Consider the following 25,579-nt stretch of genomic DNA (forward strand, 5'->3'; position numbering starts at 1 on the left):
TTTCGCTCACAAAGATCGGGTTATTTTACCACATTCCTTCTCACTGGACAATACTTGGCGCTAGCAGCAAACGTACAAGAATAGCATCACCGCCAGCCGATACCTTCACTTCGGCAAACTTGGCATCCCGTTCATAGATGCTTCCTGTGCCTTCCGGGATGAAATACGTTTCTATGCCATAGGCAACATTGTCATAACCCGTCAGCGTTCCGTTGAGCTTCACTTCATCTGGTGCAAGTATCTCATCTTCCCGATAAACACGTTTAAAGTCATACACGCCGGTTGCCTTGTTCGGTGCAAGCACAACTGCTAATTTTTTATTCGAAAAAGTATCAGGCTCCATCGTTTGAAAAATTTCAAGATTAGATATTGTATATCTCAAACGAACATAATCCCCTTGGATCAGCGATCGTGGATCCAGCGGTTCGAGCTTGAGCTTAATTAGCTGCCCGTGTGCAAGAAGCCATTCGCTTTTGCCTATTTGCAAAGACATAGCCAGTACTTGGAGCAGCACCAATAGTGCGATGATCCAACGATTCATTTTAAAAATAGCATTCGTTTCCTTGGACTCAATAGCTTCCTGACGATGCCTATGTTCATACCAAACGGTGAACGTAAGGAGCACAATCCCGATGATGGCGAATGTAACTGATTTATGAAGCAGCTTCCAAGCCAAATCATAATATTTGTACACCAAGTATGCGATCCAAAATCCCATAGACCAAGCGTACATCCATTTGATCAATTTTTGTTTACTGATAACTAAGGCTGTTACGACGATGAGAAAGAATAGGATGTTGGAAATAAAATACCAAGCCTTTTCGGTAATAAAAGTGAGCGAGAATAAGATCATCAAAAAAGATGGATAGCTGCTGTATAAGATCGGCAGTTTCAAAGTATCGTTCTTAAGCACACTACTGCCTGCAAAGAGAACAGCAAGCACTCCTGCAAGTACGGTCAGAACAATTATTTCGCTATCTATCCATCTTACGAGCAAGCAGGCCGTTATACTGATTGCTGCCAAGAAGAAAAACACGCGATGCAGCAAGCCCCTCATGAGGACGAAAGCAAGGATCGTTACAGCGAGGAAAACGAGCATCATCGTTTCATTTTCCATAACCACCGAAGTCCCGGCTCCTAGCAATAGGCCACTAATTAGAATTGTATATCTTGCTAGCGAATTCAGCTTTGAAGCAGCAATCATGGCGATTACGGAGAGCAGACCATACCCCATAAGCACCTTTTCTGGGTGCTCGAATCCCAGAACCACTGTGACAATCCCAATAATGGTCAAGCTTCCTAATAACGACCCGATGATAATAACCGTAACCGTGAGAACACGAACAATCCATTTGGTAAAGTCGTTATGCGCTTTCCCTGCTTCGTCTGTTAAAGTCTCTGTCTCATCCTGTTTGGGAGCAGGATTCCAAGCCCGAATATAGCTCATAAATTTAACATTCGCCGCAATGAAAGCGATCAGGAACAACAAACTAACGACAAAAAACAGCTCATTATAATGGTCAATAACCACCTCAATATACTTCACCGTAACCGTGGCTGAAACCCATAGACCTGCAAAAAGCAGATACGTTTTGTTCCTTGTTCGGTGGGCATAACCGACAGCCAGCACCAAGGCTGCGATAAGCGGAACGTTCATGACAATCCCGTTTTCTTCGAAGATGTGGGAGATTGAAAGGAATAAGAGAAGAGCCATTGCCGCTTGGAAAGACACCCATTTCAAAAAAGGAGAGTGCACGGCTTCACGTTCGGTAAGCACATACAGCATACCATTGATTACAACCAGGCCTAGCAGGATTGCGATTTGAATCATTTCATCCTCAGCACCTGAGCCCCATTTTGGGAAAAAATAAAGCCCATATGCGATGTGACCCAGCACATAAGAAAGTATATAAAACGGCTGCCATCTGGTTAGAAACGAGAATAGGATTGCCGGAATAAACCAAACTGCGAACAAACTATAGCTATCCGCATGTGAATTGTATGTCTGACCGATCAGCCCAACACCTACGCCAAAAGAGACGCAGCTTGCAAATAAGCTCAATCGGCTTAGAAAATGCCTGCCAGGCTTGTGTGAAAGCCAAAGGGATAACCCATAAAAGCCGAGTATCAGCACAAAAACAGGAACGAATTTCTCCCAGCGGTTCAACTTTTCCCAGTTTGTTGCAAAGAAATATACGATGGCGGTTAATAGCGCGCTTGCACCCAACACATACCCTAATTGAATCGTTACAAATTTGGATTTCATGATCGTCTTCCCCCTTCCGTCTTACTTCTAATTGTACAGGAGATCCTTCCCCTGTGAAGTACTATCTATTCCTAGTACCAGATCATTACCCCAGTACGACAGATTCAAAACGGAAGGTATATTTGCATAAAAAAAGCCAGCTCGGGGCTGGCCAGTACGTACTATCATTTGGTTTTCGTAATTCTAAAGTTTTGCACCGAATTTTGCAGCCCTACCGTCATTTCCGATAATTGGCGAATGGCGGATGTTATTTCCTGAATAGAAGCACTTTGTTCCTGCGCAGCGGCTGCTACTTCTTCATAGCCTGCAGATTGTTCCTCCGTAATGCCAGAAATTTTCTGCATGGCATTGGAAATGACTTCAAAAGATTTCACAGCTTTTTCTAGGGTAACCAGCAAGTGATCGGTACGATCCGAAAAGCCCGAAATGCCATTAAAAATAACTTTAAAATTCTCATAGGTGTCATTGATCCAAGTTTGACCTTGTTCGACAGCTTGATTCCCCTGCAGGATGCTTTCCATAACGAGCAGGCTATCCTTCTGGGTGCTGGAAACGAGCTCTGTAATGGAGCTTGCGGCATTGGTCGATTGCTCGGACAGTTTCTTCACTTCACCTGCAACTACGGCAAAGCCTTTTCCTTGTTCGCCTACCCGCGCTGCTTCAATCGAAGCATTCAGAGCCAGCAGATTTGTCTGTTGCGCAATTTCCGTAATGATATGGATGATTTCGCCGATTTCTTTGGAACGATTCCCCAACTGTTGAGCAGCTTCTTGGGAATGTTTCATTTCTTTTTGAATGGCATTCATTTGGTGCAAAGTCTTCTCTACAAGTTGTTGGCCGTCTGCTGAATGTACGCTGACTTGATGCGCCATTTCCTGCATCTCTTTAACTTCATGCGTGACCTCCGACAATTCAGAGTTGATCTCCACAATCGAAATGGTACTATCTGAGATGGAAGAAACAACCTCTGCTACACCTTCATTCATGCTGTTCATCGAAACGGCAACCTGCCCCGCACTTGCGCTGGACTCATCCGCCGATTGATACAATTGTGCGCTGGTATTCGTAAGGAGATCTGAGGATGAGAAGATTTGACGGATAATCACATCCAAACTTCGCCGCATTTCATTAAAAGAATTAGCCAGTTTCCCGATTTCATCAACGCGCCCAATGATGACTTGTTCGGATAAATCTCCGGCTGCAACTTTCTCCGTCAAGCGCATCAGTTGAACAACAGGTCTCGTGACACTTTGGCTGATGAAATAAGCAATCAAACTTCCAATAACCACAACGATCAAAGTGATTAAGGATGTCGCCCATACCAAATCCTGTTTCGTTTTCGTTATCACAGCAGCGTCCAAATCAATGCCGACAATGCCGATATTGTCACCCTTGCTGTTCTTGAGAGGAACAAATATGGATTTATGAATGCCAAATTCATCTTTGTAAATATCGCTGATCGTTGCTTTATTTTCTTTGATGGCGCTATTCATTTCGGCTGTGAATGGGTACTCTGTGCCCAAATCATCGTCTACACCTGTTAAAATAACGATTTGATCCTTGTCTTGCACCTTTTTCAAAACATAAACATTTTCAAGCGTATCCTGCTTTTTGAATTGCTCGAATTGTTGTTTGATTTTGATATAGGCCGGATGCTCTTTGCCTGTAATTTCATCCGCATGCTCAGGAATGGAAGAAAGATATTTCGAGACATTTTCAATATTGGTTGTTAATCTTAGAACGAATTGATCTTCGAGCTTGGTCGATAAGCTTCGACTGGTCATATAGCCAGAAACGGAAAAAGCCGCACATACAAAGAACAGCAGCAGTAAGATGCTGAGGGTCATCTTCACCGCGATATGTCCACGGAACCAGTTTATGATTGTTGTCCCAACTTGCTTAGCCACATTCAATTACCTCCTGCTTAACATGGATGACTCCGAGTATTTTTCGTAGACTTGTGTAATCGTCGTTTTTAAATATTGAATAATTTCTTCTACGTGCCTAGTCTCCGTATACGGGGAGATCACGAAGATTTTTGTCGCGTATAAAGCGATGGAGCTGTCATCCTTCGTTTGAACTAACAAATGCTTCTTGGTATCTCCAAAAAAGATACGATCGCGATGATCCCCAAGCATTTCAAACAGCCGCTCGTTGAATTTGTTATTTCGTTCTATTTCCTTGAGTGTGCACGTACCTGAAATTTCAGCCTGGAATCCAGGTTTGCTATCCGGGTAAATACGGAACAGTGTAATGATACCTGGGTTATCATCATTGACAATCTCTACTTGAGGGATCTCCCGCTTAAGCGCTGCGCGGAAAGTAAGATTCACTTCAACGAATTGGGCTAGCAATTGTTGATACCCTTGAATACCGAATGCGAGCAGTGCGCTGTAAATGCTAATCGAGCTAGCCATTCGCGAGCATTCCAGCGTATAGCCTGTGTGATACTGCCCATAACCACGATGGCCGACATACGGTGTTTCATCCGGATGCAGATCCATGAGCCGTAAATCAGCCGCGTCTTTCACTAGAAATAAGCTTGTCAAATAGGGAGTTTGGCCTAGCTTCTGGAAATCGAAGCACAATGAATCCGCCATATGTAGATGTTTCATTTTACTTTGAATCGCGATTAATGCTTGCACAACTTCTTGACTGAACGCAAGTGGATTAACATCGAAATCATAATCATTAAAGAAAGCAAAGAATCCACCCAAGGCAGAATCTGCGTGAATATGAGGTCTGGACAATCCATGCTGATTGGCTAATTGGGAAGAAACTTCATAAATGTGCGCCACATCATCAATGCCCATGGCATCTGTCGTTCCTGTTGTAGCGACGATGTAAATCGGAATTCCGCCTTGAGCAATGACTTCTGACTGCTTGATTGCCAAATCATCCACATCCATAGAGCTGTCCGCATGCGTACGAATCCTGATCAAGCGATCGCTTCCGATACCTGATGCTTCCATCGATTTAAACAAGCTGTAATGCGCAGCTTCGGAACAAAACGCATACAAATTGTTGGGAACTCCTTTTTGCAAGGCATCAGGAGCATATTTGGCAATCGCTAGTCGGAGTCCAGAAAATACCGCGCCTTGTCCTCCCCAAGTTGTATACCCCCCGCTTTGCAGCGCATCGTAACCGATTAATTTGGACATCATGCTGGTGACTCGCACTTCCGCTTCTGCTCCAGCCGGGCCATAGACATCCCACAAATTGTTGCCATTCACCATGAAAGCTGTAATCATCCCCAAAATGCCGGGAAGACTGGCCATGGGCAAAATGTTCGTCAAAAAATATTTGGTATGGTAAGGATGGTCATGAAGCAGCTTTAGCAGCTCAACATTCACTTCTTCCATTGGAATGCTGCCATGGGGAATGGCGCTTTCACGGATAAGATTGTTGTAGAAATGCCCTGATCGATTCTTCTCTCCCTTGAGATTAACGCCATCCGGGTTTTTCAGCTCATCTGCACCTGTGACAATCTGTTCAATAAGCTTCATAAATATTTGACGCGTTTGAGGGTTACCATCTTCACTTGGAAATAACTGCTGAACATTAGCTTTCTTTTCTCTCATAATTTCACTCCTATCGATAGAATCGTTTGAAGAAAATGCTCGCACCAAAAAGGCGTAAACAGGCTTTAAGTCCTATTCCACCAATTGCTCCCCGTGCAACTGGCTGACATATCCTTGTTGGATGTAGTCCCTCTAGCTTTGCGTCCCTATTTTTCAATAGGTTTGCCATTATAAAGTTGTGGCGATCGTTTCCATCTTCGACATTAATCGACAAAAAACTTTACAATTTTATACATCAGTATAGTATAGTAAAAGAAATAAAACAACACAATTTACCAATATTGTTTGTTAAGATATTAATATGACACTAACTTGCTATTTTTGTATATATTTAACCATTGGTAAAACATTAGCTTATGACAAAAAAATAGCTTTGCCCTAACCTCTCCAAGAGGACTTAAGGCAAAGCTCTGTATGAACTTGCGGCTATGAAAAAGTTTGGGCCGCATCCATATTTCCTTGCGAATGCAGGTACAATTGCTCGTAGTATCCATGAAGGGCAAGCAGTTCAGCATGGTTGCCTTCTTCAACAATTTGGCCCTGACTCATCACAAGGATGCGATTGGCATGAAGGATCGTCGAGATCCGATGGGCAATAACCAGCGTTGTTCGCCCTTCCGCCACAACCGCCAACGCCGTTTGGATCAATTGCTCCGTCTTGGAATCCAAATTCGCTGTCGCCTCATCCAGAATTAACACTTTCGGTTCAAAGACGATAATCCGCGCAAAGGAGATCAGTTGTCTTTCCCCCGCTGAAAGCCCGCTTCCGCGTTCAGAAATTCGTGAATCATAACCATCCTTTAATCGCGTAATCAGGCTGTCGGCACCAACGAGTTGACATGCCCGAATCACATCTTCACGCGAAATCGTCTCATCGAACATCCGCACATTATCGAGAATGCTTCCTGCATATAAATAAGGTTCCTGCTGCACGAGTCCAACCATCCGGTGCAAAGCAGCCTGCGGGAGATCGCGAATATCCGTCTCATCAATCTGGATACTGCCCTTCTGCACATCGTAGAAGCGGCATAGAAGACTAATAAGCGAGCTCTTCCCCGCACCTGTCGTTCCGACGATGCCAATCATCTCTCCAGGCTGAATATGGAGGTCCAGGTCCTCAATGATCGTTCTCTCCTGCACATATCCGAACTGAACATGATTGAAATGGATCTCGCCTTTCAGATCGCTGTCAGCAATAGGTTTGGCATTTTCCTTGTCCTTCACATCCGGTTGTGTAGAGAAAATTTTCCAAATTCGATTCAAGGAAACGGTTGTCGATTGAAGCGTATTCCACTGCTGCGTGATGTTGTTAATCGGTTGGAAAAACTGCCGGATATACGTAATAAAGGCATATAAGACACCGAATTCGATCGTTTTATCAAATACAGCCATACCGCCTATCCAAGTAATAAAGGCCACCGATACATTGCCCAATATATCAAAGGAACGATTGAACAAGACGTTCGTCCTTATCTCCCGCAAGTTCGCGCGAAGATAACTATGATTTCGTTCAGTAAACCGGTTCATCTGCTCTTTTTCTTGATGAAACGCTTGAATCAGATGCATGCCTGATAAATTTTCAGCGGCAAATGCGACCATTTGAGAGAGCTGCGTCCTCGAAAGCTGATACGTTTTACGCATATACCGGCGGAAGCTGGCTGCAATTATTGCGATAATGGGAATAACAATCATGCTGTACAAGGTCAGTGTCGGGTCTAAGTGATACATGAGAACAACGATGAAAATCAGCGTCATGCCATCTCGCACCAAGCTGAGCAGCACTTGTGTAAAAAATTGGTTTAACGTCTCCGTATCACTCGACACATGGGTAATCAGGCTGCCGCTTGGCGTCTTGTCATAGTAGGACATGGATTGTTTGAAAATATGTGCGAACAAATCCTTGCGGATTTTCGCCACGACGCTTTGTCCGGCAAACTGGAGCAAATTGTTTTGCAAATAGCTGAAAAATAAACTGCTCACTGAAAGGCCCACATAGAACAAACAGATCAAAATCAACGAATTGTAATCATTTTTGCCAATCATCAAATTATCATCTATCGCAATTTTAACTAGATAGGGCTGAAACAAATCCGCGGCAATCCCTAGCAAGGCGCAGAATACGACAGCGATGAAGGTCCAGCGATGCGGCTTGGCGTAGCCTGATAAAAAGCGGAAAGGCGAAAGTGTCTCAGGCAGATCCAGCTGGTTTTTAGGAACTCTCATCGTGGTTACCTCCTTCTTGTATAGCGTGCAGCTCCGCGTACAAGCCCTCTTGCTCAATCAATTGTTCATGTGTTCCACGTTGTACGATTCTGCCTTCATGCAGCACGATAATTTCATCTGTATGCTTTAAGGCAGAGATGCGATGGGCGATCCAGATCGTCGTTTTATTCCATCTTTCTTTGCGGATCGTATCGATAATATGCTTCTCGGTTACCGAATCGACTGCGCTTACACTATCGTCGAGAATCATCAGCGGAGAATCCTTGATAATGCCTCTGGCTAGGCTGGTTCGTTGGCGCTGCCCGCCAGAGAGCGTAACGCCTCGTTCGCCAAGTTTGGTTTCGAACTTTTCGGGGAACGATGTGATACTCGCAAGAATCTGGGCTTTCTTAGCCGCATACTCCACTTGCTCCAGAGGGGATTCCCTTTTATAAAAAGCAATATTATCCCGAATCGTCGTGCTGAACAGGAACCCTTCCTGCGGCACATAGGCAATTTGATTGCGCAGACTTTCTAGCGTCACATCGCGAATATCCGTCTCGCCAATCCAGACCGTGCCCTCAGGCGGGTCATAGATGCGCAGCATCAGCTTCACCAGCGTCGATTTGCCGCTGCCTGTTTTCCCGATTATGCCAATCGACTTACCCGGTTCAATCGTCAGAGAGATATCATGCAGCACCTCATCCTCATCATCGGGATACGCGAAGGATAAGTGTTCAATGCGAATTCCTTCATGATCCAGATCAGATATCTGGGCAAGTTCCTTCTCAACCACCTCTGATTTCAAATCGAGCAGTTCATTCATTCTCTCCAGAGAAGCCTTGGAGCGCTGCATCGCATTGATAACGCGACCAATTTGCTGCAAGGGATTAACCATCATGCGTATGTATAGCGTTAATTCTACGAAATTACCAATCGTGATCCGCTCATGAATCGTCAAAAAGCCACCAAATGCAATCGCAATGATGAGCGAAATAGCGCCCAGAAATGGGATCAGCGCTTCAAATAACGAGGAGAGGCGGATCAAACTCAGTTGACTGTCACGAATCTTGTCAACCGTTTCACTGAATCTGCGTACCATGATCGGTTCTACGGCAAACTTTTTGGCAACCCGGATGCCTCCGAATTGTTCTTCCGCTGACTCGGTCATTTTGCCCAGAGCCTCTTGAACTTGTGAGGATCTTTTTTTGATCACTGGTTGAAATTTGACCGTCAAGATGGGAATTAACAGCAGGGGGATGATGCAAACAGCAATCAAATATAACGGAATCGAGCTGAACAACATCGTTATGATGACGGCGATGATTAATATCGCGGAGTTCACCACTTGGTTGATCCCCATCGAGATCGATTCTCGAATCACCGTCACATCGTTCATGATGTAACTCAGCAGCTTGCCTACCCCATTCTTCGAATAAAAGGTCGCTCCAAGCTTCGTAAAGTGATCGAACAAGCGATTCCGCGAAACAAACTCAAACGTTCTTCCGTTCCGCATGATCATGTACTGACCAATCCCAGCCAAAATACCAAATGTCAAACCAATAAATAATAACTGTAAACTGTAGTCAATAATAGTAGCTTTGTTAAGCCCGCCTTGCTTGAGTTGATCTGTAAATTGACCGAGCAGCTTAGGGTAATACGAGTAAACGATGTTACCTACCGAAATGGACAATGCGGCAATGACGTACAACGGCCATTTCACTCTGAAAAAATCAACTAATAACCGTGTAGATTTCACAACGACATCACTTCCTATTACTTGTAGTCGGCACTCAACCTTTCAAGGAAAAGTTTGCCTTGTATCCCCTTACAGTATACGCCTATTCAGATTCACTTCCTATATCAGATATTGACGTTATAATAGAGAAGTCATCTAATCTTAACATGATCGCTCAAGGAGGATTTCCCCACATGGATTTTATATTGGATCGGATCGAAAATAAAATCGAGTTTTTTCAAGCCTATGACATGCAAACACTTGAACGGAAAATCAACGATCAAGTCGATAATAACAAGGCCTTACTGCTAGATGTGTTCGCCATCCAACACCATATTGTTTTTGATCCGAATGCCGGCAAAATGCTGTACAGTGCCGTTGTGCATTTCAAGGTGAAATCGTAGCCAGCGGCATGCAAAATAGGGCTTCCCAGCGATCGCAGAATCGCTGTTTGGACGGAAAACATGCAAAATGGGACTTTTGCGGATTGTGGTTCCTCTTGTGATGGACATACTGCCGCACCGTCCAGACAACTAAGAAAACCGGCTTCGCCGGCTTGAGAGATGAGCCTCCTGCAAGCGGCAAATCCGATTAAGGGAACTGTAGGACGCTAATTAGGCAAATAGCAGGGATGCGAGGGAGATAGCGGAACTACAGGGTCTTATTTCCACGAAAAGCGCTGAACTTCCCAGGAAATAGCAAAATAACGGCCTGTAGTTCCCCGAGCCTCGCAATAATTCCACTTTTCGCCAATATAGCGCACTGTAGTTCCCTCAACCTCGCTATCATGGTACTTTTTGATAGAATTGCTGCTAGGTACCCCAGTCAATGTACCTTGAGGGAAACCACCATCCCCCAACGAACTCAATACCCTTTATTTGATCAAAATCGCTCATTCTGAAAATCTTATGAACTCCAATAGCTCTATTACAAGAAAACGACCACCTTTCCACCTAAAATCTGCTCGATAGCGCCAATTCAGTTCATTAAATCTCCAAAGTAGCCAATTTCTCGTCTATAAGCATCATACAGTTCATTAAGATACCCTTCAGACCGAAAACCTCCAAAGCAAAGTAGTCTGTGGTGGAAGCCATAGCAAAGAAGTCTGGGGTGAAAGCCACAGCAAAGAAGTCTGTGGTGGAAGCCAATGTAAAAAACCTAGCCTGCGGCTAGGTTTTTTACACTTGTGCACTTGGGGGTAAATAAGCAAGCTAGATGGGCTTATTTCCGCCAAAAATGAACAATAGGCACTCCTAATTTGCTTAAACATCCAAAGCAGCAGCCATTCACACGAATAAGTCCGTTCAGCTACCTTTTTCCGAGCGCATCGAACCCGCAATGGAGGTCCACAGCGCAGATTTAGGGGTGCAGGTCCGCAAGCGGCAGTCCATATTTGTGGAACAGTTGATTCATCGTCTGTTTAGCTTCGGCCTCGTCTGGCCCATGAATGTCTAGCTGATAAGTTTCGTTGCTGAACAGCGTTATGCTTAGCCCGAGGATGCTTTTGACATCAATGTAGCGTTTGCCGACTTTAATCACGATGCTGGATTGAAATTGATTGGCTGCCTGATTGATTTCCACAATCGCTCTAGTTCCTAATCCGCTCATAGCGTTCCTCCTCCCCTGTATTCGCGCGGCGTTCTGCGAGCGACTCCGGTTCGGATGGCTGCTTCAATGACTGCTTTTCGAATGAGCCTCACCACTTCTTGATTAAACACGCTTGGAATAATATACAGCTTATTCAATTCTTGCGGAGCGACAACGGAAGCAATTGCCGCTGAGGCAGCGAGCTTCATTTCTTCGTTGATCGTCATCGCTTCACAGTCCAGCGCGGCCCGAAATATACCCGGGAAGCATAGGACATTGTTGATCTGATTGGGAAAATCCGATCTCCCTGTGGCGATTACGCCGGCAATATCTTCTATTTCATCCGGGAGGATCTCAGGGGTCGGATTGGCCATCACGAAGACTACAGGATGCTGCGCCATTTTCTCAACATCGCTTCGCTTCAGCACGCCTCCGGCGGATAGACCGATAAATACATCCGCATCCGCGATAATGTCAGACAGCGCCCCCGTCACTTGTTTCGGGTTCGTATGCTGCGCATACCAGTTCCACATGGAGTTGGCGTATGTTTGACTGCTGACCAAAGCTCCCTCGCGGTCGACGCCAATCAATTCCTTCACGCCTGCGGCGAGAAGAATTTTGGAGCAGGCGATTCCAGCCGCCCCGATACCGCAGACGACGACCTTCGCTTCGCCAATTGTTTTCCCTACCACTTTCAACGCGTTGATCAAGCCTGCGTAGAGGACGACAGCGGTGCCATGCTGATCATCATGGAATACGGGAATATCGAGTTCATCGCGAAGTCTCTCTTCAATTTCAAAGCAGCGCGGCGATGAGATATCCTCTAGATTAATTCCGCCGAAAGTTGGAGCCAGATGCTTGATCGTGGTAATAATCTCCTCTGTGCTCTGCGTATCCAAGCAGATGGGAAAGGCATCGACATCCGCCAGCTGTTTGAACAGCATAGCCTTTCCCTCCATTACCGGCATGGCCGCGTAGGGACCAATATTTCCAAGACCTAGAACAGCGCTGCCATCTGACACAACAGCTACTGTGTTGCGTTTGATCGTAAGCTTATAGGCATTGTCCTGCTTTTCATGAATAGCCATACAAACTCTTGCTACATCCGGTGTATAAACACGGGATAGATCGTCTCGGTTCTGAATCGGCACTTTGGGTTTCATCTCAATCTTGCCGCCCAAATGAAGCAAAAAGGTGCGATCGGATACATGAATAAGTCGAATGCCAGGCAGCTCCTTCATCGCGCGGGTGACGGCCTCTAATTGCGCTTGCTCCAAAGCAGATACGGTAATGTCCCGCACAGTCCAATTCGGCCCGGTTTGTATCACGTCAATCGCGATCACATCTCCGCCATTTTCGGTAATCACCGTAATCAAATGACCAAAATGAATCATCTCCGTTTGCAGTTCCAAACGCAGAATAATACTTTTACCGCCAAGTGTATCCTTCATGACAACTTCCCCATTCCTGCAGATTTCTCCACTTAAAAATATAGTTTGGATATATGAGCAATCGTCGTAATGCTTACGCTTCCTCGTTGACAAGCACGTTTTTACCTCTCCGCTTAAGGATCAAGGGAATTGTCAACCACAGGAACCCAATGATCAAAAAGACGAGGGAGACTGGTTTTTGCAAGAAAATCATGAAATCGCCATTGGAAATGGTTAATGCTCTGCGCATATTATTTTCGAGCATCGGTCCAAGAATAAGACCAAGCACCAGCGGCGCTAATGGATAATCATTTTTGGATAAAAAGTATCCCACAAGTCCGCAGCCCATAATTAATAGCAGATCAAACGTTGAATACTGAACGGCATACACACCGAATACGGAAAAGACGATAATCAAAGGAATCAGGTATTTGGTTGGCGTTTCGATCACCTTCGCAAATACTTTAACGAGCGGCATGTTCAGAATAAGCAGCATCAAGTTGCCCACGAACATGCTGGCAATAACACCCCAAGCCAGCTGCGGGTGATCTTGGAAAAGCAAGGGACCCGGCTGAACATTGTACATAATGAACGCGCCCATGAGTATGGCGGTTGTGCCGGAGGACGGGATGCCCAGTGTTAACAGTGGGATCATCGCTCCGCCGGATGCCGCATTGTTCGCAGCCTCGGGAGAAGCTACTCCTTCAATGGCGCCTTTCCCGAATTTCTCAGGGTTTTTACTGATCTTCTTCTCCACAATATAGGCGAAAAACGAAGCAAGAATAGCACCGGCGCCAGGCAGAAGCCCAATGAAAAAGCCTAATACGGAGCCGCGCGCGATGGGCGCGGCGCTGTCTTTCAGGTCCTGCTTGGAGGGCAGGATTCGATTGATTTTGGCCAACTCGCCATCGTTGCCTTCACGCTGCAAAATGGTCTTGAACACTTCCCCAACCGCGAAGGTACCCACGGCAACTGTCAGAAATTCCAAGCCTTGATACAGCTCTGGAATGTTAAAAGTGAAGCGTTCCACACCGGAAACGTTATCAATTCCGATCGTAGCGAGCAGCAGTCCAAAAGCTGTCATCATCAAAGCCTTGACCATCGATTTTCCCGCTAGTCCGCTAATAGCCAGCAATCCAAGAACCATAAGGGAGAAATATTCAGCCGGGCCGAATTTAATGGCAACGGCGGAGAGCGGACGCGCCAGGAAGATCAGACCAATTAAAGAAATAATCCCAGCGGCAAAGGAACCGATCGCCGAAATCGCAAGCGCTGCTCCTGCTCTACCTTGCTTAGCCATCTGATACCCATCTAACGTTGTAACAACGGATGAGGATTCACCTGGTGTATTCAGCAGAATAGAGGTCGTCGAACCCCCATACATCGCTCCATAATAGACGCCAGCCAGCAAAATAATAGAGCTTGTCGCGGCTTCTTCCGGACCCAATCCTGCAGTCATTGTCGCTGTAATCGGGATGAGGAGAGCAACACCGCTCATAGGCCCAATCCCGGGCAGTACACCTACCACTGTACCAATTAGTACGCCTAAAAAAACAAACACGACATTGTGCCACTGCATCGCAGTACCCAAGCCATGAAGCACATAATCCATCGTGCTCATTTCTATCCCCCCTATCGTTTGCCTTCGCAAACTCACTGCATCAACATCATCTTAGAAGTTTAACCAAGCTGGAAATCCTGGAAGCGATCCATCCAGTACATGCACGTACAAATAGTAAACACCGCAGGAAAAAGCTGCCGAAATCACGAGTGAAACCCAAACCCGACCTCTTTGCATCGTTTGAAAGCCGATCATTAAGAACAGAAATGTGGAAATAACGAAGCCGATATTTTCGAGAAATAACGCATAGAGGACAGCGGCAATGAAAATAATGCCGAATCTTTTATAATCCAAATTCTCTTTGTAACTGTCAGCTTTCTGCTTGCGAAATGTTTCGTAAATGAGTCGGATACTCATTAAAGCCAGGAATGCTCCCAGTATCATAGGAAAAATGTTAGCGCCAACATTGCTGCCGTATGCGCTTGTAGAAATGCATCGGCTTCCGATCATAAATGCGGTGCCGATAGCCAAAAATACGATGCCTGCATACCGGTCAAATCTTGTCGTCATCTCTTCAACAACCTCCCGCTCTAAGGAGGGAGAAAAGCCTTCATCGGCTTCTCCCTTTACCTAGAATCTCTCTTATTTCTGCATCCCTAACGCTGTCAGCATATCTTTCAATTGTGTTTCCTGCTGAGCGAGGAAGGCTTTGAAATCATCGGATTTTTTATAATCCGTTTCCCAATTATTCGCTGTCATTTCCTTTTTCCAAGCGTCGGAATCCACCATTTTCTTGATCGCGTCATCCCAGAATTTTTTCGCTCCGGCATCCATATTTTTAGGCCCGAAGAAACCCCGCCAGATGAGAAACTCTGCATCAACGCCCTGCTCTTTCATCGTTGGCACATCCTTCATGCTGCCAAGACGCTGTGGAGCGGCAACAGCCAGCACACGAATTTTCCCCGCTTTGACGTATTGATCCAAGGAAGAGGCATCCGTACCAAGCACATCGGCATTTCCACCCAGCAGCGCAGTGACAGCTTCCCCGCCGCCATCATAGGACACATATTTCACTTTTTTGGGATCGATGCCGTATTTAAAAGCTGGAAGAATAGAGACCAAATGATCCATCGACCCTGGCGCAGAACCACCCGCAACTGTCAACTTCGTAGGATCCGCTTTCAAATCATCGAGCAGTGATTTCAAATCTTTGTATTTCGAATTCGCCGCTACAGCAATTGCGCCATAATCTTTGGTCAACTGGGCAAGCGGTGTGGTATCAGCATAGCCATAAGGCGTGTTGCCTTCCTTTTTCAAATGATTAATGAGAATCGGCGGAGAGCTGACAAACAATTTATAATTGTCTTTCACATCTTTGGTGGCATATTCTGCCATGAAGACAGCACCGCCTCCGCCCGGTTTATTTTCAACGGATATAGGCTTATCCATCGCTTTGGTTTCCGTCAAAACTTTGGCGATCGTTCGAGCTGTCATATCCCAACCGCCGCCAGCGCCGGATGGTGCGATGATACTAAGCGCCTTCTCTGGATAGGAGGATGCTGTTTTCGTTGCACCATTACCGCATGCTGCTAATGAGACGGCCAATATGCTGATCGATGTTACTTTTAAAGATGCTGTGATGACGTTTTTTATCAAATGAAACCCCTCCAATTAATGTGGCGATATTTGTATGCGCTTTCTATGAAGCGCTTTCAGAATATCACCTGCATAGAAATTAGAGAAGTTTAACAAAATTAGTTGTAATAACTTCGTTTTGCGCATTTTGTTCATATTGTTCACGACAGCACCGACCCCTTTTCGCTCTAAATGATAGCGCTTTATGATACAATACTAGCAAAAAACAGGAGGCTACTTCCGGTCATGAGGCTGCAAACCAAGCTGATACTCATTATTTGTTCACTGCTTGTCTTCCTCGTCTTCAGTCTCGGCGGTATTTTCTATTACTTGATGAAGACTGCGCTTGAGGAGCAGATTGGGACACGCGCTCTCAAGGTTGCTGAAACGGTAGCCAGCATGCCCGAAATCCAACATGCCTTCTCGCTCCAAGATCCGTCGTCCATTATTCAACCAATCGCTGAAGCCGTAAGGGAGAAAATTGATGCCGAGTATATCGTTGTCGGAAACCGCGAAGGCATTCGTTATTCTCACCCTGTTTTGGATCGGATTGGCAAAGAAATGGTCGGTGGTGACAATGCACCTGTACTCGCGGGAAAATCCATTATTTCCAAAGCTATCGGCTCTCTTGGCCCCTCTCTCCGTGGTAAAGCGCCAGTATTTGGCGACCAGAGTCAAGTCATAGGCATCGTGTCTGTTGGCTTTCTGACAGAGGACATTGAGCTTGTTACAGATAAATATCAAACACGCATCGAGCTGATCTCCTTGCTTGTTTTGGTCGTGGGTCTATTAGGTTCTGTGCTCATTGCCCGCAATGTCCGGCGTTCCATTCATGGTTTGGAGCCGAAGGAAATTGGCGCATTGTATACGGAGAAAAAGGCCATTCTGGAGTCCATTCGTGAAGGCATTATTGCTGTCAATCAAGAGGGTGTGATTACGATGGCAAACCGCTACGCGCTGCAACTGCTGGAACTGCCAGTCACAGCCAAAATTACAGGTAGACATATCGAGGATGTCATTCCGAATACACGTCTAGTCGAAGTCGTTCGTACTGGCCAAGCTGAGTTTGACCATGAAATGCTGATTGGCGACCATGAAGTCATTGTTAATCGAGTGCCCATTATTGAACGAAAATCCAGTGTGACCGGAGCTGTCTCCAGCTTCCGCAGCAAATCAGAACTGTACCGGCTTGCCGAGGAATTGTCTCAAGTCAAACGATTCGCTGAGGCTCTTCGCGCACAAACGCATGAATTCTCGAATAAACTTTATGTTATCTCGGGGCTTATCCAACTGGAATCTTATCAGGAAGCGGTCGAGCTGATCACACGTGAAGCTGACGTCCACCAGAATTGGGTGCAATTCATTATGCGGGAAATCCCTGATCCTATGATAGGCGGGCTGCTTATCGGGAAATTTAATCATGCACAGGAATTGAAGCTGACGTTCGAAATTGATCATGAAAGCTCGTTCCGCGACATTCCGGCTTCCATGGAGCGCAATTTACTTATTACTATCATTGGCAACTTGATCGATAACGCCATGGAAGCTGTACTTGCCAAAGGCAATCACGACGATCGTTATGTCAAATTATTTCTTACCGATCTGGGAGATGATCTCATCATTGAATGTGAAGATCGGGGCATCGGAATTTCGGAGGAAACGGGTGGGAATGTTTTTGTGAAAGGATTTTCCACCAAAGCAGGCGAACATCGGGGGATCGGACTCGCACTGGTCCAACACGCTGTCGGCAAATTGAACGGGTACATTACTTTTCATAAAAATCCTGAAGGCGGCACCATTTTCACCGTCGCTATTCCCAAGCTAACAGATCTTGCAGAAAGGAGTCGGACTTATGGAAAAGATGGAACAGATGGATCGGAGAGAACCTCTCAATCCGACTGTTGATGTATTGATTGTGGAAGATGACGTGAAAATTGCCGAAATCAATCGGCGTTTTGTTGAAAAAGTAGCTGGATTCCATGTCGTCGGTATCGCCACCGATTCCGGACAAGCCGAAGAGCAGTTGGAGGTGCTAACCCCTCATCTCGTCCTGCTTGATGTGTATTTACCTGGCGCGAACGGCTTGGATATGCTTTCCTTTATCCGCCAGCATTACCGTGAAACTGACGTCATTATGATCACAGCTGCCAAAGAAATGGATGCCATTCGCGAGGCTATCCGCGGCGGAGCTTTCGACTACATCATGAAGCCCCTTGTCTTTAACCGGCTGCAAGAAACACTGCTTCGCTACCTGAATTTCCACCGCGAATTGCGCAGGATGAACGAAAGCGGGATGATTAATCAAAGTGATGTGGATCGCCTTTTGTTAGGCTCATCCAAAAAGGAGGCGAGCTCCGACACCTTCTTTCTGCCCAAAGGGATCGACAAGCTAACACTTGTGAAAATTGTTCAGGCAATATCGGTTGCAGAAAGCGGCCTAACAGCCGAGCAAATCGCCAAAGAAATTGGTGTCAGCCGATCGACCGGCCGCCGCTATCTGGAGCATTTAGTCAGCTCAGGTGATTTGTACGCCGACTTATCCTACGGTGTTGTCGGCAGGCCTGAACGCGTTTACCGGAAGAACAAATGATGCAGGAACGCCAAATCAGCCGATTTGTCACAAATAGAGGATCGTCGTTCCTCTTGCGATGGACGTGCTGCCGCGTCGTCGTTCTCCCTACGATCGACACAGCGCCGTTTCGTCTCGCCTTGCTAAACTTCGTGCCGCTCCACAATCCCGTCCAAACCGTCCGGGATGCGAATCTCCAGCTCTACGCTGCGCGGTGCCCAGACCTGCAGCCGCATCACGCGTCCGTCCTCCTCGAGCCGCCAGGCGACATCGATGCGTCCTTCCCGCGGCAGCGGCACCGTCCCCCTCGCCCACTGCAAATCAGCGGGCTGTGGAGCTACAACCACCTTCCGCCAGCCCTTGTCGGCGGACGTAACGCCAAGAACATTCGCACCGAGGAAATAGCCCGGCGCCGAGGACCACGCATGGCAATGGCTGCGCGTGAGCATATCGGGATTCGCGCGATTCTCCTTGAAATTCGGATACATTTCCCAACAGGTCGTCGCATCGTAGTCGATCATTTGCCCAAAATGTTGACGCATATCCATGATCATCCGGTCAGTACCGGCACCGCCCAATTTGGCCAAGGCCTCATAGTAGAAGAACGACATAAATGGACTCCCGATTTGCACAAAATCTGCCGGCGGCGCAAACAAATAACTCCTAAGCTGCTCAGCACGTTCCCCCTCTGGGATCCCGCATAAGTAAGCAATCACCTGCGTCTGCATGCTGAACACAGTCGAAGGTCGGCCATCCGCATGGATGCAGTCCAGATACGCACCGCGCTCCTGATGCCAGAGATGCTCGTTAATGGCTGCACAGAGCCGCGTGGCTTTAGCATCGTAGGCTGCCGCTTCTTCGTTATCTCCGACGGCCCTTGCCAAGCCAGCGGCACTGTGCAGCGTTTTGACCAGGATCATATTCTGATGGGTGACAACACCATCGTTCGGTTGATCAATGGGCGCCCAATCGAGTAGATTCCAGCCCTTGATAAATAATAAGCCGCGTTCATCCAACTTTTGTTCATAATGCTCCAATGTATTTCGAATATGCGGCCACATGTCACGAGCAAACGCTTCATCTCCGGTATGCTCATAGAACTCGCAGCTGGCAAGCGCCCAGAAAAACGTCCAATTGGGGATAACGCTGCTCCAACCACTCGGAACCTGGTCCACATACAACGGCGTTTGTGTGCGTGACCCGGGAACCAGCCGCAAACAACGCTCCACAATATCGGTCGCGCCAAAGACGTAATAATTGACAAGCGCTTCATTCCGGCTATCCCCTACCCAGAAAACCTGCTCATAGGCCGGACAATCTACGAACGTGTCTTCCATACAGAGTCGGGTCGTGTGCCTGCTAATTTGCCAAATATCATTTAGCAGCGCATCTGAACTTTGAAACCGCCCAATTTCCGCAACGGGGTAGTTGCTTTGCCACATCTGCACACCATGAAGCTTCACAGCAGTTGCCGCATTCCTGACAGTCACCATTAAGTAACGGAATCCTCTTCGCACTTGAGACGTATACGATTGACGTCCCTCAGCGCATGTATAGCGCAGTGTATTGTCCAAATCGAAGGTGTCCTGCCGCCAGCCGTCCCGCATGTATTCAAAACCGTAGAAATCAAGTACCGTCCCCTCTGAAGCATCAACTTCAAACTCAAGGAAACCAGACCATTCCTTGCCAAAATCAATGATAAATTCCGTGTCTGCCCCTTCGTACCAAGGGATCGGCGCTGGGCTTCCATTCGGGATGACAGCTTGCTGCAGGCTGTAAGGAATCGGCTGGGTTTCAGCTTCTTTTTTCCAAACACTTAAAGCAAAAACAGAATCCCGGCTTACCAATTCAAGCGGAAACGGCCGAATCCAGTCCTGATAAAGACTTAGCGCAGAAGAGCTCGCCAAAGATCTAACTTCCTCATAGACCGCAAAATCCGCAAAAGCATCGGCGTCTAACTTCTCCTTCACCTCACCAACGGATGAAAAGGGATTGAAACCTTTATAGTTTTGCAAAGGCTCCAAGTTATCTTGATGATCTATCGACACACAGGAAGCAAATGGGCCAATAGAAATGAAAACGGAATCTGCGCTACCAGCGTCTGACGATGGAGAAATCAACTCAAACGGTGTCTCGCAATCTAAGCCAAACTGCAAGGTTCTACCATGATCTACACCCGTTGTTTCAAACAAGAGGAAGTTGTCTCCCGCTTTCAATTGAATCTCTGCATATCGTTCAGGCAAAGTACCTATATACGCACTTTCTTCCAGCCAAATGCCATTCACACTGCAAGCTTGGACACAGCTAGGCTGAACCAAACCGAGTGTTCCTTTCGCAGCCTTAGCCGTCCGCACAACTGTCGCCATATAGCCCACGTAACCTACAGGATTAGCATGATTGACACTGTCTGGAACCATCTGATTCCGAACATCGATCGATGCTGTCCAAGCAACTGGCTTCACTTTATGCAAAGCTTCGATGCGAATTGGCCATATTCGTTCCTCTGTCAAGTATGGGATATCCCGGGGAACTAGCTTACTCCACGGCTCCATACCGACAACGCCAAGTGCAGATGCAGCTTTCCAGCTATGATCATCGAACGTGTTCTGAACCCACTCCTCCCGCCATACTCTAGCATCCATTCGCTCAGCAAAGCCTTGCTGGCAGGACATCCGTCCTGAGCGGGTATCGTATCCCTCATACAGAGAGGTTTGCCAGCTGGCATCGGAAACCAGTTCAATCTTCGTTTGACCTGCCAGCTCGCTTTCCACTTGGACTAACAAGCCGCCTCTTCCCCGCAAATAATAAAAGTTGGACAGACCAAAATGCATGACCAGTACGCTAATCGTATTTTGCTGACCTTTGCGAAGCAAATGCTCAATCTCATACGTGTCGTATGCCAGCTCAAATGGCCACGAGCGAACCGGACCGCGTCCAACACGGGTCCCATTCACGTACAGAACATACCTGGAATCTGCTGTTAATGACAGCCTGCCTCCGCGCCAGCCTTCTGCGGGCACTTGAAATGTTTTGCGAAAGCAGCGCCATTCATTGCGCGGGCTTTCTTCTCCCTCTCCCCAAATCCATTGCGCCTGCCAGTTGATCACTGAATCTCCCATTTTACAGCCTCCATAAAAAAATGATTGTGTCTTCTATGACCTTATTTTATGATGAGAGCGTACTCATTTTTAGGGCTTATTCCGACATTCATTAGGGTCTAATCTGCCATCAGGGAGGAAAATGATGACCATTAAACGCAGCATTATGGAAACGGCTGGCGAGCAGTTTTTTCTCCCGGATTTACCGTTCTACGTCAACCGTGTTCACGAGTCCTTCGCAATGCTCCAGCACACGCACGATTTCATTGAAATCAGCTATGTAGCAGAGGGGAGCGGAGCCCATTACATCGAGAATACCTCGCTGTCTGTATCCAAAGGGGATCTCTTTTTCATTCCTGTTGGGGTCTCTCACGTGTTCCGGCCATCCTCAACGGCTAACAAAAACCCTCTGGTCGTATACAATTGTCTGTTCACGCAGGATTGGATGGAACAGCTTCTAAGCAAACAATCGAAGGGGACCAAAGATGATTTCAATGTCCTTTTCACACAAGCCATCGAGCAATCTTCCTGGTTGTCTTTTAAAGAGAGCAACAGTGAATTCCAACCTTTATTCGAACGGCTGCATTTCGAGTATAATGCTCATCTCAGCGGCTTTATGACCATTTTCCAAGCCTGTGTCGCTCAGCTGCTCGTGTTCATGCACCGTTCGCAGGTCGATCATCCACTGGATATGACGGAGGCGAAGCTGCAAGAACTGGACCGCTTACTTGCGCATATTCGCAGCAATTGCAGTCACCCTATTTCGCTTACAGCAGCCGCTGCCCGTCTGTCCATCAGTGAACGTCAACTGCATAGGCAGCTGAAGAAACATACGGGAATGTCCTTCACAGCCTATGTGCAGCAGGCAAGAATCGAGGCTTGCTGCCGCCAACTGCGATTAACAGACCACAAAATCAGTGATATTGCAGCAACGGTTGGGTATCAGGATATGAAGTTTTTCAATCAGCTTTTCAAAAAAATGACCGGCGTGACACCTCGCGCTTACCGGCAGCAGCATCGCACCTGAAAAAAGCCCCTCACATCTTTAGATGAGAGAGGCTTTTTCAGGTACTTATAGGCCCAACATGAACTGGATTGTTTTATCGCTGAATCCAGGCAGACCTTCATGGCCGTAATCTGGATACAATTCATAGCTTTTTTTGGCTTTAATTTTGTTGTAAGCCGCAAATTGGGTAGAAGGCGGACAAACCGTATCGACTAAACCAACAGCCATCATAACTTCCCCTTGAATGCGGTCAGCCAAATATTGGATATCAATATAGCCGAGCTTTGTGAAAATTTCATCTTCCCGCTTATGCTGCGGATCATGACGACGGAAGAAATCCTTCAGCTCTTGATAGGCATCCTTCGCCAAATCCATCTCCCAGACGCGTTTGTAATCACTTAGGAATGGGTACATCGGCGCCAAACGCTTAACGCGCGGCTCAAGTGCGGCACAGGCAATCGTCAGAGCTCCGCCTTGCGATCCGCCAATGACACCGACACGCTCAGCATCCACTTCCGGCATATTCATGGCAATACCAGCTAGTTGAGCGGTATCCAGGAAGATATCACGGAACAACAGTTGATCCGGATGATCGTCTAAACCACGGACAATATGTCCGCGCAGTGTCGTCCCTTTGACGCCGCCTGCATCTTCGGATAACCCGCCTTGACCACGGCAATCCATGGAAAAGAAGGAATAACCCAGCGCCGCATATTGAATTTTATCAGACCAATCACCAGAGCTGCCGGAGTAGCCGTGGAATTGAACAACTGCCGGATGTGGGGATGTTGACTGCTTAGGACGCACATATTTCGCATAAATGCGGGCACCTTTTACACCAGTGAAATAGAGATCAAAACATTCTGCATACGGCACTTGAAACTCGCTTGGGCGAAGCTCGATCTGAGGATCTAGCGCTTTCATTTCAGCAATTGCGCGCTCCCAATACGCATCGAAATCTTCCGGACGTGGATTGCGCCCTTCATACGTGACTAGCTTTTCTAACGGTAAATCAACTAATGGCATTGTACTTCCTCTTTTCTATTTTTTTCATGTGACCGTGTAGGCTGCAAAATCAACGGGTTGACCATTCACAAGTCTAGTGATTTTCCTATCCGTGCCACAGGTTAAAACCAAAGCTTCCGCGCTCAAAGTCTTATATGTAAGGCTAAACTCATCATTAGATGTTAGAAAAGCGGGTTGTCTAGAGTTCATGCTGCTTGCAAATTGCTGAAGACTTTCAATTCCTTGAGCTTGCGCCGCAAGTAAATCAATCACTTCGACGACAACGGCATTCTGATTGTTAGTACTGGTAACGACAGAACGATCGGATTGCAGCTCTCTTTGATAAGCCTGCTGAATAAAGATCGCGATCAACACATTGCCGCATAAACCGAACAGGCCGTTAGACATCTCTACCCACTCGCCAATAGGCAAACATCCCCAAATTTGCTGAGGTTGGTCATCTGGAATAAGATAGGAAGCTATAACCGTGTTGCGATGAAAAAGCACCTCTGTATATTCGCTTTGGTGACGCAAATCTCCTTCCTTGAATTTGTCGCCAGGGTGAAAAAAGTACAAATGATTTACACCCGCAGCAGCATCCAGCGGCAAGCTGATATCCCAGCGGTGCTGTTCATTGTCAAATTCAGCAATACGTTCCCAAATCCCGCCTACAGCGAAGTTCTCTGTTAAATATGCATACGTATGCAGAACATCCGCTTCATTGCTCGCTTGTCCTACTTGCTTCGGCACTTGGCGCTTGATTTCCGTCGCAGCTGAGCGGTTTAGCGCTTTGTCCCTCACGACCGCTGATGCTTCATAAACGAGAAAACCTGCATATTCCGTGCGCGGCATTACATCTGATAAGCGGAAGTCGCCGAACTGCACATAATCGTGCAGCACATTCGTGTCTCTTGGCATATCATGCGGCCATATCCGCGAGTGCGAACCTACCCAAGCACCGCCCAAATAATAGGTAGCACGAACGTCCCATAAATAATCCAGCATCTGCGCCAAGGATGTTTGGATGGCTTTATCTTCCGTTAGCTCCCAAGCACATGTAAAAGCTTGCACCCAGTGCCAAAACCAAGGCAGCGCGCCATACTCCACCATCCCTGTCGTCTTAATTCGGTCAAGTGTCAAACACAAGGACTGATAGCCATCCTCTACCAAAGCCTTATCCTCATAAAGCTGTCCGAAAACAAGCTTAGCTGCCGTGTACTTCGCCTCGTGATGATTATAAGAGGATACTGGCTTCCGATAGAAATTACTTTGATAAATATGCTTCAACACAGTGTCAAAAGAACTGCGCAGCTCGGAATTCATCGCATGTGCATAACGCTTATAAAAATAAACCATCAAACTGCCCATTAGTTCTACCGGCAGCGTATTCTTCGCTGCCTCTTGCGGGGTAGGCCACAAACTTAATGGCCAATGCCCGTAAGTCTCGCTCTCTGCACTTTGATCCTGAAGCTCAAGCAAGTGAAATAAGACGTTCTCGGCTTTGCTTTTCGCTGCTTCCCGATCACCGGCAAACGGCAAGGCTTGATCCTCAGCCGCAGCAAATAAATAGGAGGCATAATAGAAATTGTCCCGTACGTCTTGTTGAAATAGTAATCCGCTATCTAGAAGTGGCTGGTTGTAGGCCTTATTGGCAATTAACATGATAATCTCATCTTGTCGCTGCTTGACATTCGTCATAGGTGTCTTCCCCCTTGAAAAATAGGTGTATCTTGAAATTGAAACGTTTAACCTCAGTTTATATCCAATTAAATAAGGCGTCAATGCACAATGAAAACGCCATTCCCATATTCTGATGGTTGCTTTCACTGGATAATTTTTATAAAATAATTTACCGTTGGTTAAAATATACAATCAACCCATTGGCATGTCCTAGGAGGTAT

General features: G+C 46.6%; 17 protein-coding genes and 1 riboswitch. Of the genes, 4 read left to right on the forward strand and 13 right to left on the reverse strand.

All coding sequences use genetic code 11. The features are described 5' to 3' along the window. Positions 1-40: 40 nt before the first annotated feature. The 5 genes from LOZ80_RS18350 to LOZ80_RS18370 form a co-directional block, all read right to left on the reverse strand. Entirely contained in the window at positions 41-2,266 is a 2,226-nt protein-coding gene (locus tag LOZ80_RS18350; RefSeq protein WP_238172670.1) for a GDYXXLXY domain-containing protein, read from the reverse strand. Between the two features lie 164 nt (positions 2,267-2,430). After that, positions 2,431-4,173, reverse strand: coding sequence for a methyl-accepting chemotaxis protein (locus tag LOZ80_RS18355; protein ID WP_238172671.1), 1,743 nt, complete (start codon positions 4,171-4,173; stop codon positions 2,431-2,433). 6 nt (positions 4,174-4,179) lie between these two features. Further along, a complete protein-coding gene (locus LOZ80_RS18360; protein WP_238172672.1) occupies positions 4,180-5,847 on the reverse strand; it encodes a pyridoxal phosphate-dependent decarboxylase family protein in 1,668 nt (555 codons plus the stop codon). 91 nt (positions 5,848-5,938) lie between these two features. Further along, positions 5,939-6,024, reverse strand: a riboswitch (cyclic di-GMP riboswitch). A 249-nt stretch (positions 6,025-6,273) separates the two neighbouring features. Beyond that, positions 6,274-8,070 (reverse strand): ABC transporter ATP-binding protein, encoded by a 1,797-nt coding sequence (locus LOZ80_RS18365; protein ID WP_238172673.1) that lies wholly within the window; start codon positions 8,068-8,070, stop codon positions 6,274-6,276. Then, positions 8,057-9,808, reverse strand: coding sequence for an ABC transporter ATP-binding protein (locus tag LOZ80_RS18370; protein ID WP_238172674.1), 1,752 nt, complete (start codon positions 9,806-9,808; stop codon positions 8,057-8,059). Before LOZ80_RS18370 ends, LOZ80_RS18365 begins: the two co-directional genes overlap by 14 nt. A 173-nt stretch (positions 9,809-9,981) precedes the next feature. On the opposite strand from LOZ80_RS18370, the gene LOZ80_RS18375 reads away from it, so the two are divergent. Then, a complete protein-coding gene (locus LOZ80_RS18375) occupies positions 9,982-10,191 on the forward strand; it encodes a YrzA family protein (RefSeq protein WP_238172675.1) in 210 nt (69 codons plus the stop codon). A 955-nt stretch (positions 10,192-11,146) separates the two neighbouring features. On the opposite strand, the gene LOZ80_RS18380 is transcribed toward LOZ80_RS18375, so the two are convergent. The 5 genes from LOZ80_RS18380 to LOZ80_RS18400 all read right to left on the reverse strand — a co-directional run bounded on the left by LOZ80_RS18380 (position 11,147) and on the right by LOZ80_RS18400 (position 16,021). Next, a complete protein-coding gene (locus tag LOZ80_RS18380) occupies positions 11,147-11,395 on the reverse strand; it encodes an HPr family phosphocarrier protein (RefSeq protein ID WP_238172676.1) in 249 nt (82 codons plus the stop codon). Beyond that, positions 11,392-12,825, reverse strand: coding sequence for an NAD-dependent malic enzyme (locus LOZ80_RS18385; RefSeq protein WP_238172677.1), 1,434 nt, complete (start codon positions 12,823-12,825; stop codon positions 11,392-11,394). The genes LOZ80_RS18380 and LOZ80_RS18385 overlap by 4 nt, the downstream gene beginning before the upstream one ends. A gap of 73 nt (positions 12,826-12,898) precedes the next feature. Continuing rightward, positions 12,899-14,425 (reverse strand): tripartite tricarboxylate transporter permease, encoded by a 1,527-nt coding sequence (locus tag LOZ80_RS18390; protein ID WP_238172678.1) that lies wholly within the window; start codon positions 14,423-14,425, stop codon positions 12,899-12,901. 51 nt (positions 14,426-14,476) lie between these two features. Further along, complete coding sequence (locus LOZ80_RS18395) at positions 14,477-14,935, reverse strand: tripartite tricarboxylate transporter TctB family protein (protein WP_238172679.1); 459 nt, start codon at positions 14,933-14,935, stop codon at positions 14,477-14,479. 72 nt (positions 14,936-15,007) lie between these two features. Further along, positions 15,008-16,021 carry a Bug family tripartite tricarboxylate transporter substrate binding protein gene (locus LOZ80_RS18400; RefSeq protein ID WP_238172680.1) on the reverse strand — a complete coding sequence of 338 codons (1,014 nt, stop codon included), beginning with the start codon at positions 16,019-16,021 and terminating at the stop codon, positions 15,008-15,010. A 225-nt stretch (positions 16,022-16,246) separates the two neighbouring features. Between LOZ80_RS18400 and LOZ80_RS18405 the strand changes: the two genes are divergently transcribed. Next, positions 16,247-17,905, forward strand: coding sequence for an ATP-binding protein (locus LOZ80_RS18405; protein ID WP_238172681.1), 1,659 nt, complete (start codon positions 16,247-16,249; stop codon positions 17,903-17,905). Beyond that, positions 17,853-18,590 carry a response regulator gene (locus LOZ80_RS18410; RefSeq protein ID WP_238172682.1) on the forward strand — a complete coding sequence of 246 codons (738 nt, stop codon included), beginning with the start codon at positions 17,853-17,855 and terminating at the stop codon, positions 18,588-18,590. Before LOZ80_RS18405 ends, LOZ80_RS18410 begins: the two co-directional genes overlap by 53 nt. A 122-nt stretch (positions 18,591-18,712) precedes the next feature. Here the strand turns inward: LOZ80_RS18410 and LOZ80_RS18415 are convergent, their stop codons facing one another. After that, positions 18,713-21,688 carry a family 78 glycoside hydrolase catalytic domain gene (locus tag LOZ80_RS18415; protein WP_238172683.1) on the reverse strand — a complete coding sequence of 992 codons (2,976 nt, stop codon included), beginning with the start codon at positions 21,686-21,688 and terminating at the stop codon, positions 18,713-18,715. Between the two features lie 121 nt (positions 21,689-21,809). On the opposite strand from LOZ80_RS18415, the gene LOZ80_RS18420 reads away from it, so the two are divergent. Next, entirely contained in the window at positions 21,810-22,694 is an 885-nt protein-coding gene (locus LOZ80_RS18420; RefSeq protein ID WP_238172684.1) for an AraC family transcriptional regulator, read from the forward strand. A 45-nt stretch (positions 22,695-22,739) separates the two neighbouring features. Here the strand turns inward: LOZ80_RS18420 and LOZ80_RS18425 are convergent, their stop codons facing one another. Next, positions 22,740-23,699: an alpha/beta fold hydrolase gene (locus tag LOZ80_RS18425; RefSeq protein WP_238172685.1), complete on the reverse strand. Its 960-nt coding sequence runs from the start codon at positions 23,697-23,699 to the stop codon at positions 22,740-22,742. A 24-nt stretch (positions 23,700-23,723) separates the two neighbouring features. Then, complete coding sequence (locus LOZ80_RS18430; RefSeq protein ID WP_238172686.1) at positions 23,724-25,376, reverse strand: hypothetical protein; 1,653 nt, start codon at positions 25,374-25,376, stop codon at positions 23,724-23,726. Positions 25,377-25,579 lie beyond the last annotated feature (203 nt).

It is taken from the genome of Paenibacillus sp. HWE-109 (assembly GCF_022163125.1).
Classification (GTDB): domain Bacteria; phylum Bacillota; class Bacilli; order Paenibacillales; family NBRC-103111; genus Paenibacillus_E.